General features: G+C 40.5%; 11 protein-coding genes. 1 reads left to right on the top strand and 10 read right to left on the bottom strand.

Going from position 1 to position 11,682, the window contains the following annotated elements; all coding sequences use genetic code 11:
* Window positions 1-57: 57 nt before the first annotated feature.
* From VB740_RS33380 to VB740_RS33390, 3 genes are all read right to left on the bottom strand, one after another.
* Complete coding sequence (locus tag VB740_RS33380; RefSeq protein ID WP_323204110.1) at window positions 58-513, bottom strand: PPC domain-containing protein; 456 nt, start codon at window positions 511-513, stop codon at window positions 58-60.
* A 134-nt stretch (window positions 514-647) separates the two neighbouring features.
* Window positions 648-1,325: a ComF family protein gene (locus tag VB740_RS33385; RefSeq protein WP_323204111.1), complete on the bottom strand. Its 678-nt coding sequence runs from the start codon at window positions 1,323-1,325 to the stop codon at window positions 648-650.
* A 30-nt stretch (window positions 1,326-1,355) separates the two neighbouring features.
* Window positions 1,356-1,847 (bottom strand): GNAT family N-acetyltransferase, encoded by a 492-nt coding sequence (locus VB740_RS33390; protein WP_323204112.1) that lies wholly within the window; start codon window positions 1,845-1,847, stop codon window positions 1,356-1,358.
* Window positions 1,848-2,271: 424 nt separating this feature from the next.
* Between VB740_RS33390 and VB740_RS33395 the strand changes: the two genes are divergently transcribed.
* Entirely contained in the window at window positions 2,272-3,639 is a 1,368-nt protein-coding gene (locus VB740_RS33395; protein ID WP_323204113.1) for an alkaline phosphatase PhoX, read from the top strand.
* A gap of 486 nt (window positions 3,640-4,125) precedes the next feature.
* Here the strand turns inward: VB740_RS33395 and VB740_RS33400 are convergent, their stop codons facing one another.
* From VB740_RS33400 to VB740_RS33430, 7 genes are all read right to left on the bottom strand, one after another.
* Window positions 4,126-4,530 (bottom strand): VOC family protein, encoded by a 405-nt coding sequence (locus tag VB740_RS33400; protein WP_323204114.1) that lies wholly within the window; start codon window positions 4,528-4,530, stop codon window positions 4,126-4,128.
* A gap of 18 nt (window positions 4,531-4,548) precedes the next feature.
* Window positions 4,549-5,145, bottom strand: coding sequence for a tRNA-(ms[2]io[6]A)-hydroxylase (locus VB740_RS33405; protein WP_114083559.1), 597 nt, complete (start codon window positions 5,143-5,145; stop codon window positions 4,549-4,551).
* 189 nt (window positions 5,146-5,334) lie between these two features.
* Window positions 5,335-7,230: a CheR family methyltransferase gene (locus tag VB740_RS33410; protein WP_323204115.1), complete on the bottom strand. Its 1,896-nt coding sequence runs from the start codon at window positions 7,228-7,230 to the stop codon at window positions 5,335-5,337.
* Window positions 7,231-7,374: 144 nt separating this feature from the next.
* A complete protein-coding gene (locus VB740_RS33415) occupies window positions 7,375-8,001 on the bottom strand; it encodes a chemotaxis protein CheB (protein WP_323204116.1) in 627 nt (208 codons plus the stop codon).
* 147 nt (window positions 8,002-8,148) lie between these two features.
* Window positions 8,149-9,018 carry a polyphosphate kinase 2 family protein gene (locus tag VB740_RS33420; RefSeq protein WP_323204117.1) on the bottom strand — a complete coding sequence of 290 codons (870 nt, stop codon included), beginning with the start codon at window positions 9,016-9,018 and terminating at the stop codon, window positions 8,149-8,151.
* A 135-nt stretch (window positions 9,019-9,153) separates the two neighbouring features.
* The gene (locus VB740_RS33425) at window positions 9,154-9,630 is read right to left on the bottom strand and encodes a hypothetical protein (protein WP_323204118.1); all 477 of its coding nucleotides are present in this window, start codon (window positions 9,628-9,630) and stop codon (window positions 9,154-9,156) included.
* Between the two features lie 201 nt (window positions 9,631-9,831).
* Entirely contained in the window at window positions 9,832-11,121 is a 1,290-nt protein-coding gene (locus tag VB740_RS33430) for a proton extrusion protein PcxA (protein WP_323204119.1), read from the bottom strand.
* Between the last annotated feature and the right edge of the window lie 561 nt (window positions 11,122-11,682).

The following is an 11,682-nucleotide window of genomic DNA, read 5'->3' on the forward strand; positions in this document are numbered from 1 at the left end:
TGCCCAATGCCCAATGCCCAATGCCCAATGCCCAATGACTAATGACTAATGACTACTTCATTTAATCGGTTGAAGCTTTGTCACCTTGAGTTTAAAATTCCCAACCCCAGTTTCCCCAAAAGACCGGACACGAATCACATAATTCCCTGTCTCTACGATGCGAGTAAATAGTAGGGAATTACTACTACCATCAGGGCCATCATCATTTTCTGCCAAAGTCGATCCATCAGGCGCTAGTAGAGTGATGATGCTGTCAAAGTTGTCGGATGACAGATCAACTGCTAAATTATCGCCCTTCTCTAACTTCACTGTGTAATCACGGGCAAACCCACCTTGACCTGTGGGAATGTCTTTGTCTGAGAGGCTATCGGAAAGTTCAGTAGTATTAGATAAAGGAATTGGACTATACAACTTATTTTGAGCAAAAGCTGCACTTATACTTATACCTATTGCCAGCAATGTGGCAGGAATGATGATGAGTTGTTTTAAACCTGCCGCAAAAACTTTATTCATACATTTCAAGCATTTTTCCCACAGAAATAGTGTAATTCGGTCAATTTATGGATTTATATGTCAAAGATTGCCCATTGATTGTTGATTTATTGCGAATTGCGTTAGCGAGGAACGAGCGTCATTGCGAATTGGATTTATCCGTCTTTGACAGCAGTGGCTACTGCGACTAATCCTAAAACCACAATTCCATACTGATGAAGTGTTTGCACAGCAGACCTAGCAGTAGCACCGGTAGTATAAATGTCGTCCACTAACAGCACTGGGACATTTGGGGGACAATGGCGAAATTCTTGACCAATACCAAAAGCTTGAGCCAAGTTTTTGTCTCGTTTAGATACCGATAAACCAAATTGCGCTTCAGTTTCTCGCACTCTTACTAAACCATTTGATTTCAATTTTAATCCAGTTATTTCGCAGAAGCTTTGTGCTATTAATGCAGCTTGATTATATTTACGTTGCTTTTGCTTACTAGGGTGCAGTGGAATGGGAACCACCACAGGCTGGCTATCTCGCCTCGGTGAATTTAACAACCATGCTTCTCCTAACCAGCGACCCAAGGGACGAGCTATTTGGGGTTGATTCTCGTATTTCATTGCCGCGATCGCTCGTTTCACTGGGCCACCATACTCCCCCCAGCCAAATACTGGTATTGGCTCTTGCCACAGAGAAATTGGGTCTTGACGTTGACATTTTTGCAGTTGTCTGGTGCAGTTCTGACAAAACTCTTGCGAGGTTGCACGTTGGCACAGAGGGCAATGGGATTGGAGAAAAAGATCGAGTAAACCTGTAAGATTTTTAATCCAAGTGTGCATTTAGAATAGTCCTTTGTCATTAGTCATTTGTCATTTGTCTTTGACCAATGACTTAAAATACACGCGATCGCACCTTGTTGTTTCTACTCCCGTTGCTGGAGTGTAGCCGTTACTCTCGTACAGCTTGACTGCTTCCACCAAAACACTGGCGGTTTCAATCCAAATTTGCTTAAAACCACGCTCTGCGATCGCTGCTTCTAGCTGTTGTAACAAATATTTCCCTAATCCCAAACCCCTAATGCTGGGTAAAAGATACATTTTGCGGATTTCTACGGCTTTTTGACCTCGGTGTATGGGGTAGTATGCTCCAGTACCTACTAACTGGCTTTGGTGTTCAATTACCCAAAACTCTCCCCCAGTAGCTAAATAATATTCTTCTACTCCCAGTACATCTCGATCAGCGCCCTTTGGTTCCCAACCCAGACCGTATTCTGATAATACATAACTGATGACTTGAGCGGCTCTTGTGCGATCGCTTTGCACCCAATCACGGATTAAAAAATCTTGATAATAGTTTTTCATTACCATTTGTTGGTCAAGTTTACACAGAAAATTTTTCTGGTTCTATATCCCAATTTACTCAGCAAATACCAATTCTTGCAGAGTCGATTTCAGGCGGTACTCTCAAGCGGGAGCAATGCGATTTTGTGAGATGGGTAAGCTCTTGAGGCAGGGGAGGCAGGGGGAGAGAAAGAAATAAGTGTATTCATGAGTATTCAGGTAGTAAAAACTACTAAACCTTTATTTTTGCTCCCTCTGCTCGCTTTAGTATTTGTAGGATTTTCAAATGTAAACAAATATTTCGCCAATAGCATCCGATGCTGTAATACCCCTAATCCAAGCTTATTTCCTCAATTTTAACTGGATCTTAATTATCTCTTAAAAAAAAATAATTAAGGTTACTTACGGTATTGTCCTAGTGCCAAATTGTAACCATAAACTAAGAATGAACTTATCAAGACGTAAATTTTTCACATTAGCTGGTGCTAGTGCTGTTGGCGTAACAATGCTTTCTCCTTTGGAAGCCTTCTATGCAAGAGTGGCTAAGGGTCAAGTTGCGCGAGGAATCGGCTACGGAGCTTTAGAAGCCAAGTTACCAACCAATGCGGGTGAACTGGTAGGTGTGATTCTTGAGGGAATTAATTTAAGCACAACTCCTTTACTGGAACTTCCCCCTGGCTTTAACTACACTGCTATATCCTATACAGGCCAAATGATGGATGATGGTACATTAGTGCCAGGCGCACATGATGGTATGGGTGCTTTCCCTGGTCCTAATAACACGACAATCTTAGTGCGAAATCATGAACTCAACCCTACTCCTAACGGAGTCATCGCATCTAAGAAATATGATGAGATTGGCGGAGGAACAACCAACATAGTTGTTGGTGCTAATCGTCGGGTAAAGAAACATTTTGCTTCTTTGGCAGGAACTATTCGTAACTGTGCTGGTGGCCCAACTCCTTGGGGTACTTGGGTAAGTTGTGAAGAGAATTTAACTATTCCTGGGCCCAATAACACAGCTACTAAGAAGCATGGCTATAACTTTGAAGTTCTTGCAACTGCTGACATTCAAGTTGCTAATCCTATTCCTTTGGTAGCAATGGGACGTTTTAATCATGAAGCTGTAGCAGTAGATCCTGATACTGGTTGGGTTTATCAAACTGAAGATGACGGAAATAGCTGCTTCTATCGTTTCCGTCCTAATCAGAAAGGTAATCTCCAAAGCGGTGGGGTGCTTGAGGCTTTAGTAATTGAGGGAATGCCTACAGTTAATACTCGCACTAATTTTCTTCAATACAAAAATCAACCTTTACCTGTGAAATGGGTACAGATTGATAATGTTGACCCTGCTACCAATGATGTCAGTATCTCTGTACGCAGACAAGGACAAAACAAAGGTGCAGCTATCTTTAGTCGTGGTGAAGGTGCTTGGTATGGTAATGCCTTAGTTTACTTTACCTGTACCAACGGGGGTAATGTAGGACAAGGGCAAGTATTTGCTTATAACCCCACAAACGATACTCTTACATTGGTTGTGGAATCTAGTAATGTTGATGAATTAAATTTTCCTGATAACATTACTGTTGCTCCATTTGGTGATCTTTTCCTCTGCGAAGATGGTAGTGGCACTGAATATGTACAAGGTGTTAATCAAAGAGGTGAAGTATATCGGTTTGCAACAAACGCTATCAATGGCAGTGAATTTGCTGGTGCTTGTTTCTCCCCTGATGGTAAAACCATGTTTGTGAATATCCAAACTCCCGGAATTACATTAGCAATTTGGGGACCTTGGACAAGAAACCGCACCTAAGTGGCTTGATAACTTGATTTGTGAATTAACTTTGCAACAGATGTGACAGGATTAGATTTTATACTTACCTAAATCCCGAACAAGGATTACCAACGGCTAAGATACTTTTGAAGGATGGTCTCTCACAGGAAGTATGCAGCACATACCCAAACTGTAGATTGGATCTTGGTGGTAAGTTGACAGTAACTGCGATTCCTGAACCTGGCGCAATTTTTGGTCTGTTAGTAGTTGCTTTGAGGAATAAAGTTCTCAATAAAAAGCCAGCATCTACATAGCCAGTGAACCTGAATAGTTGAAGCTAGCCTGATTAGAACTGTAATTAAATATTATTCTAGCTGTAATGACTAAGAAATTTGTCAGGCTAGAAATGCCTAATAATTGTAGGGGGACGTATCACAAATATGTCCCCTATTTATGGTGTAATATCGTTGGTGTTAGAGCCAAGTTTGTAGTTCAGATATTGGATAGTTGTGTTGCAACAAACTTTTAACTGATAATTCCTAAATTGTTGTAGATTTCGATGAGATTGCCATCAGGATCGCGGAAATGGGCTGTGCGAATTCCCCAGTCTGGACGATCTTGTGGTGGAGTCACAACGATCGCATTCTGATCTTTTACTTGCTCATAGACCTCATCCACATTATCGACTGCAAAAATCAAGGCAATTTTATCTCGATTGACAACATATGAAGGCTGTTCGATTCTTGGAACTACTTCAGCCATTAATTCTTTTTTGAACAAACCGAGCTTGAGATATCCGGTATTAAACTCAGCATATCCACTATCTTCATCGCCCCAATCGACATCAAATTTCAGCAGATCCCGGTAGAACAGAAAAGAATCTTTGTAGTTGGAGACAAGCAGTCTCAGGTGTGTTAGCTGAAGCTTCATATCTGTTGCCTTAGTCTACTAACTGTGAATTCTAGGTTCTGGGTGCAAAGTCGCCAGCAACTCACTTTCGACAATTGCTAATTCATCAAGCCGTTGCATGACAATTTCTCTGTCAAAATAAGTAGCAGCTAATACCCAATATATACCGTAGTGACGCGCTTCGGATGCCATTAGCCCACGATAAAATTTTGCTAATTCTGGCTCTGGACAGTGAGCAGCTAATAGTCCCAAGCGTTCGTGAGAGCGAGCTTCTATTAAACCAGTGACTAGTAAAGAATCCAGAAATCGCTCAGGTTCTTTGGGGCGGACTTGAGCCTTTAAACCCGCACCGTAGGGAGGCGGTGGTAAGGGAGCCAGGGGAATATTTCGGCGTTCTAACCATTGGTTAACTAGCTCAAAGTGTTCTAGTTCTTCGCGGGCGATCGCAGTTAGTTCCCGCACCATTTTAGTATTAGAAGGGTAGCGAAACATCATGTTCAAGGCTACGCCTGCTGCTTTGCGTTCACAGTGGGAGTGGTCGAGTAAGATGATGTCTAAATTAGCGATCGCTTGTTCAACCCAAGCAGAGCTAGTGGGCTGTTTTAAGACGTTGATAGTCGGTAACTGAGTAAGCACAGAGTCAATCAATTTTGGGTTTTGGATTTTGGATTTTGGATTTTTCCATAGTTTAAACTAGTAATCCACCAAATATACTTTGCGCGGTTTATCGTCAGAAAATCAAGTTCCTTTCTCCCTCTGCTCCCCCTGCTCCCCCTGCTCCCCCTGCCTCCCCTACTCCCCCTGCTCCCCTCCCCCCTCCCTCTTTCATTCCTGCTGCCGCCGTTCCTCCATTCCTTGAGTAGAAATCATACTGCTGACACTCTCTACATCTGCCATCATCAAAACTGCCCCCTGCATTTCAATGCCAAGCAGCGGAGTGATCGCCAGGTAACATTTTATTTGTCTACCCCGACGATTGGTAGCATCGAGGATCATTTCTTGAAATTGTTTTTTACCAGATAGAGAATCGCGGATGAACGATCGCAACTGCTCGACGGGTAGCCCAATATCTAGGCTGAAGATAGACTTTCCTAAAACTTCATCAGTTCGCAAACCCCACAAATCTTCTAGCATGTAATTCCAAATAGAGATGTTAAAGCTGCTGTCAATTACCACTATTCCAGTTTGGAGACTTCTGAGAATAGAGATAAGGAAAATGTTAGTGCGATTAAGTTCTGTGGTACGTTCGCTCAATTCGTTATTAATTGTCTGTAATTCTTCATTAGTAGATTGGAGTTCTTCATTCATCGTCTCCAATTCTTCATTGGTAGATTGGAGTTCTTCGTTGGTAGTTTCTAATTCCTCATTGGTAGATTGCAGTTCTTCGTTGGTGGTTTCTAATTCTTCATTGGTAGATTGCAGTTCTTCGTTGGTGGTTTCTAACTCCTGTCGGGAGCGTTGCAGCGCTTCTTGGAGTTTAATATAACGGCTGACATCATGAAAAGCGATGCTTACGCCTAAGAAGCTGGTGTCGGTGTCTTGCAAAGGCGTAATCCGCACATCCAAATATTGCGTTTCTGTATTGGACAAATAGCGCTCTACATTTGTCAGGGTTATGGGACGGCGTTCAGTATAAGCCCGTTCAATTAGCGATCGCAATTCAACTGGTCGATAGGAAAGTTCTAGATCCTGGAAGGGACGAGCTAAATCTCTGGGGGAAAGGCCAAACAAATTCCGCGCCTGCTCGTTCACCAATACCAGAGTGCCATTAATATCAATGACTACTTGAGCGATTGGTGCTGTGTCAAAACCCATATCTCGCAGCCGGAGGTTTCGAGACAAACGGTTACTAGATTCCTCATCTATTGAATTTGCCATAACTAGAAGGCGATTACGTAGGTTCACCGCCGATACCTTAGTAAATATTCGGTTTTTTAAGTCCAGTGGTGTAAACAGACTCGAATGCATTAATAGCATCTCTGCTTTTCCTAAAAACAGATAGCCTGCATCATTTAATGCAAAATGAAATCGGGCCAGAATTCGCCCTTGAGTTTCAGAATTAAAATACATCATGGTATTGCGGCTAACCAGCAAATCCAAGCGCGAAATGGGCGCATCTTGAAGCAGATCGTGCCGACCAAAAATCACTGAGCGACGCAAGTCTTGGCGGAAGACATAGCGGTTCCCGACAACCTCAAAGTATTTCTGCCGCAGTTCATCTGGCACACCCTGGATTTCTTTTGCTGAATACACAGCAAGACGTGCCTGGTTAAGAGCCTCTTCATCTACATCTGTGGCGTAGATTTTCACTCGTTGCCGAAATTCCTCTGCTCCCAATATTTCAGCCATCAAGATTGCCAGGGTATAAGCTTCTTCCCCAGAAGCACAGCCGGCGCTCCAGATACGGATTTGGTCAGAACTTTTTTTATTTTTAATCAGATTAGGTAACACTTGCTCTGCCATGTATTCCCAAGCTGATGAATCTCGGAAAAAAGCAGTGACGTTAATTAGGATAGTGTTGAAAAGAAAATTGAATTCTTCTGGATCAACTTCTAGGTAGTCTAGATAATCTCCAAAGTTCTCTATGGACAATGACTGCATTCGCTTGCATACCCGACGCATCAAAGTCGAGCGCTTATAGCCTGTAAAATCAAATCCCCGGTTTTGTCTGAGGTAAACTAGTAAATTTTCAAATTCGGGGTCTTTTTCTGGGGAAGTCATAGGCAGGGGGCAGGGGGCAGGGGGCATTGGGAAAAGACAAGGAAGACAAGGAAGAAGGGGAGGACAAGGAAGAGAGTTGTTCAATAATTCTCCCTTGTCACCTTCATCTCCCTCTGCTCCCCCTGCTTCCCCTGCCCTTTCTACTTAGTCACATTCTCCCATGACTAAAGTAACCAGGGTGCTGGCGATTTCATCAAGGGGGAGAATAAAATCTACATTACCAGTTTGAATTGCGGCGGAGGGCATCCCGGAAAATTCGGCGGTTTTTACATCTTGGACAATGATGATCCCGCCCATTTTTTTTATTGCTTCTACTCCCATCGCGCCGTCGCTACCCGTTCCAGTTAGCACAACAGCGATCGCTCTGTCTTTGTAAGTGGCTGCAACCGATTCAAATAATAGGTCAGCCGAAGGACGTAAAAAATGTACTAATTCCGACTGTGATAAGGAAAGAGTGCCGTCACCGTTAACCAACAAGTGACGATTAGGTGGAGCAATGTAAGCCATTCCTGGGGTAAGACAATCTCCTTCCTTTGCCTTTTTGACGGTAAAAGCCGTGCGCCTACTAAGAATTTCTGCCATGAAAGACGGATATTCGGGAGCAAGGTGTTGCACAATGGCGATCGCGGCTGTAAATTTTGGAGGTAGAGTCGATAGCACTTTAATTAAAGCAGTTAGACCACCTGCGGAGGCTGCGATCGCCACAATATCAAAAGCAGCATTAGTAAAGTGAGGTAGATGATTGTTGGCATCTTCTGCCATCTTAATCATGATTTTGCAGCTTTAAGTATCTGCATAATCTCTTTAGTTCCAAATAACATTAATAAATTTATAATGTTCCATCCTAACTTTATATAAATTATACAGTATATTTGAACTATTCAGCTTGTTGTTGTCTTTACTTAGCAAGTTAATAGGTTAATTTTCCTGCTCTAAAATACGTTTTGCCTGTAAAAGTTGTTGCCTATGTTCTTCACTAACTGTCGGGTATTGCAGATTTAGTTCTTGTAATTTTGTGCAGATGATATTGGCAACGGTCAGGCGTGTAAACCATTTGCGATCGGCAGGAATAATATACCACGGGGCCCATTCTGTACTAGTGTTGTTGAAAACTTCTTCATAAGCATTCATATAATCATCCCAAAAAGCTCTTTCTCGAACATCGCTATCTGAAAACTTCCAATTTTTTTCAGGAAAATCAATCCGTTGTAAGAAGCGTTTTTTCTGCTCTGCTTTTGAAACATTCAGAAAAAACTTCAGAATAATCACACCATTATTTACCAAATATTTTTCAAAGTTATTGATTTCTTCAAAACGCTGCTTCCATATTTTATTTCCTTCAGGAAAGTGGGGTAATTGTTGCTTTCTAAGTATTTCTGGATGGACACGAGCCACTAGTACTTCTTCATAGTATGAACGGTTGAATATCCCAATTCGACCTCTTTCTGGTAAAGCCTTACTTGCTCGCCACAGGTAATCATGGTCTAATTCTTCTGCACTTGGCCCTTTAAAACTAAAGACCTGAAATCCTTGCGGGTTAACACCAGAGGTCACATGTTTAATTGTGCTATCTTTACCAGCAGCATCCATTGCCTGAAAAATAATCAACAAGGCATAGGTGTTTTGAGCGTAGAGAATATTTTGGTAATTTGCTAGCCGTTCAACATCTGCCTGTAATTTAATTGCAGCATCAGCTTTTTCATGAAAATCAGTCTTATAGGCTGGGTCATAGTTTTTTTTCAGAGAAATCTTTGAACCTGGTGGAACAATGAAAGCATCGTGATTCATGTATAAAAATTCCTAATTTTAACAGATGTTTTTACCGAAACATATTGTGAAATACTAATTCCTGAAAGTTATATTATCTTAATTAAAAAATTTGGAATCAAAATTGATAATTTTTAACTCGGCACTTGCAACTTTTCATTTCCGTCGCTTTGGCATAGGACGCATCGCTTCACGACCCAACATAAACATCCCCGTAACGCCCAAACTGACAAACCAAACATATTGATACCAGTATTGCCGAATCTGCTCACCCGTACTGAGTTCTGGACGCAACGTGTTTAAGTACAACAACAGCACTAATATCATCAACGCCCCAAAACCAACAAAGCTTAAGCCAACAAAAATTCGTGCAGGCCGCAGTTCAAAATCATTAATAGTGTCTAGGTCAATTTCTGCCAGTTCTTTAAAGGTGTCATCTGCCAAAGATGAGGTTGCTTGGAATTTATTGCTCAGTTTTGGTGGTAAAATCGGCACCAATGTTGCTACGGTTGGGCGACGTAGCAAGGCCTCAGTATCTCGCAGCAATTCCAGTGGCTTACGGCTAGTAGTTGGTTGAGCAAACTCTATGTTGTCTGTGGGAGTTGGGGCATTGGCTTTGCTTTCAAAATCCATAGTAAGCTTCAAAAGAACCAGGATATACATAGCCTAGCGAATCAGGAGACAAATACGCCAAATTAAGCTCATCCCATCCCCTAAAAGCGGATAGGATTTCACGTTAACTGTTGACTGTGAACCGTCAACGGCGTTGAAACGTCTCTCATCCCATCTCTAGAATATTGAGTTTTCCCGACGCCTTTTTATAATTATGAATTATCAATTACTCTCGTCCATCTCTTTTAATGTAGCTAATGCCGATGGAGATAAGCGGCTCAGATAGCGGAATATCCAGTATTTAAATATAGTATTTAAAATTACAGGAAATGTTGCGATAAATAAAAATATTCCATTTCTACTGGCTGGCAAACCTAAATGTCCTGCCAACCCTTCAAGAATAACCTCCCACCCATGTGGTGAGTGAAACCCTACGAATATGTCTGTAAAGAGAATGATTAAAAAAGCCTTAGCACTATCGCTGAGACCATAGACAATCCTATCCATAAAAGACTTGACGATTACAATTTCTCTTTTGCTTATAACTATGATTAGGCTAAAAGAAATTAGTGAAATTAAATCTGCAAAAACATTACTAATATCGTTAATGCTTTGAATATGAAATTTTTCAGCTATCTCAATTGCTTTGTGCTGAATTTTTTCTGTTATGACATTTGAAGAAATTGGAGGTGCTTGATTGAGTAAATAGTCAAATCTCAGTTCTGCTTGAAAATTATATAATTCATGGAGAGCTTCTTTTTCCATATCAGAATTTATAAAAATTTGAGATGGATTATCTCCTCTGTTTTTTTCTAATATGGGAATTACTAAGAATTGTTTAGAGAAATGCTGAGTTAAAACGGGTATAATAATTAGAATTATTAAAAATCTCACAGCAATTCTTGTCTTATTACGAGAAATTCGGTAATTTCTCATAAATTCTTCCTCTGCCTGCGGAATAAAATCTGCTTTAATTGGAGCAACCGTTTTGCCAATAGACCTCGGAAAAGCTCCAGTGCTTTGAGATGGAGGTGTAGGTTGAATATCATTAATATTAGATGATTCTGGCTGTTTATTTATTTCACTTTCGTTAATTTTTAGTGGTTGAGAAGTTGAAACTAACGCGCTGTTGTCAATTAGCTTATCTTTTATCGCGTACTTCTCTACAACTTCATCAATAATTTTCAATTTCTCTAACAACACAGAATTAGAAATATTTAAAATTTTGCGACTAAGCTGGAACTCTATAAGTCTTACTTTGATAGTACTTAAATTCTTATCGAGGTATCCTTGCCAATAAGACATCACATTTTCAGTATAATTTACCGATTGTGAAGATATTTTATTGCCGTTAAAATGCTCCATCTCAATGTTTTTAATTCTCTGTGCTGCTTGTTGAGCTTCCACGAGTGCCCTTTCTGGTGTATCTAAAAACCAAACATTAAGCGATCGCAAATATTCTTTGAGATTCCGGCGAAGCAAATTTGCTGTTTTGGCAAATGAATTTCTCATTATATATGGCTCTTTATATAATGTGTAGTATAGTTACATAACTATTAAAAATGGGTAATATCTAGTTTAAATCATTATTAATCATTACTCAACAAATATTAGATAAATCTATTATTTCAAGTATACACGTAGTAGAGGATTAGAGATAGATAAATGGAGATTTTCTATGATTTAAATCGACTTGATTATCCATCGTCAGCAAAGAATTTTGCACACTCAATTTTATAAATCTAGTTGTGAAAGGTAAGTTTACCACTGTGCAATTTAGAGCGAATTAAATTGTATCGATAGTGTGACACGAATTAAAATTCCACGTTACAGCTTGATGACTCAGCTTGTTAAGTTTTTTTAGCCTTATTTAGAAAAATTGTCAAAAAACTAAAATAGATATATCTTAGGGTAGTTTCAGTCAGCTGGTCTAACGAGTAGAGTTTGAGGCTTTTTGATGCCAAATAAAGTATCCTGATCCTGTCCTTTGTTAAAAACTCGCCTTATGATGATCTGATGGTGCGATTCGTTCACTCGAAATGAATAGAAATATTCAGGGATGGGTGACATTTG

Source organism: Nostoc sp. UHCC 0251 (assembly GCF_034932245.1).
Taxonomy (GTDB): Bacteria; Cyanobacteriota; Cyanobacteriia; order Cyanobacteriales; family Nostocaceae; genus Nostoc.

Coding starts and splice junctions, on each gene's coding strand:
- VB740_RS33415 (WP_323204116.1), bottom strand. CDS start 8,001: ATGATTAAGATGGCAGAAGATGCCAACAATCATCTACCTCACTTTACT.
- VB740_RS33400 (WP_323204114.1), bottom strand. CDS start 4,530: ATGAAGCTTCAGCTAACACACCTGAGACTGCTTGTCTCCAACTACAAA.
- VB740_RS33410 (WP_323204115.1), bottom strand. CDS start 7,230: ATGACTTCCCCAGAAAAAGACCCCGAATTTGAAAATTTACTAGTTTAC.
- VB740_RS33430 (WP_323204119.1), bottom strand. CDS start 11,121: ATGAGAAATTCATTTGCCAAAACAGCAAATTTGCTTCGCCGGAATCTC.
- VB740_RS33395 (WP_323204113.1), top strand. CDS start 2,272: ATGAACTTATCAAGACGTAAATTTTTCACATTAGCTGGTGCTAGTGCT.
- VB740_RS33380 (WP_323204110.1), bottom strand. CDS start 513: ATGAATAAAGTTTTTGCGGCAGGTTTAAAACAACTCATCATCATTCCT.
- VB740_RS33420 (WP_323204117.1), bottom strand. CDS start 9,018: ATGAATCACGATGCTTTCATTGTTCCACCAGGTTCAAAGATTTCTCTG.
- VB740_RS33385 (WP_323204111.1), bottom strand. CDS start 1,325: ATGCACACTTGGATTAAAAATCTTACAGGTTTACTCGATCTTTTTCTC.
- VB740_RS33390 (WP_323204112.1), bottom strand. CDS start 1,847: ATGAAAAACTATTATCAAGATTTTTTAATCCGTGATTGGGTGCAAAGC.
- VB740_RS33425 (WP_323204118.1), bottom strand. CDS start 9,630: ATGGATTTTGAAAGCAAAGCCAATGCCCCAACTCCCACAGACAACATA.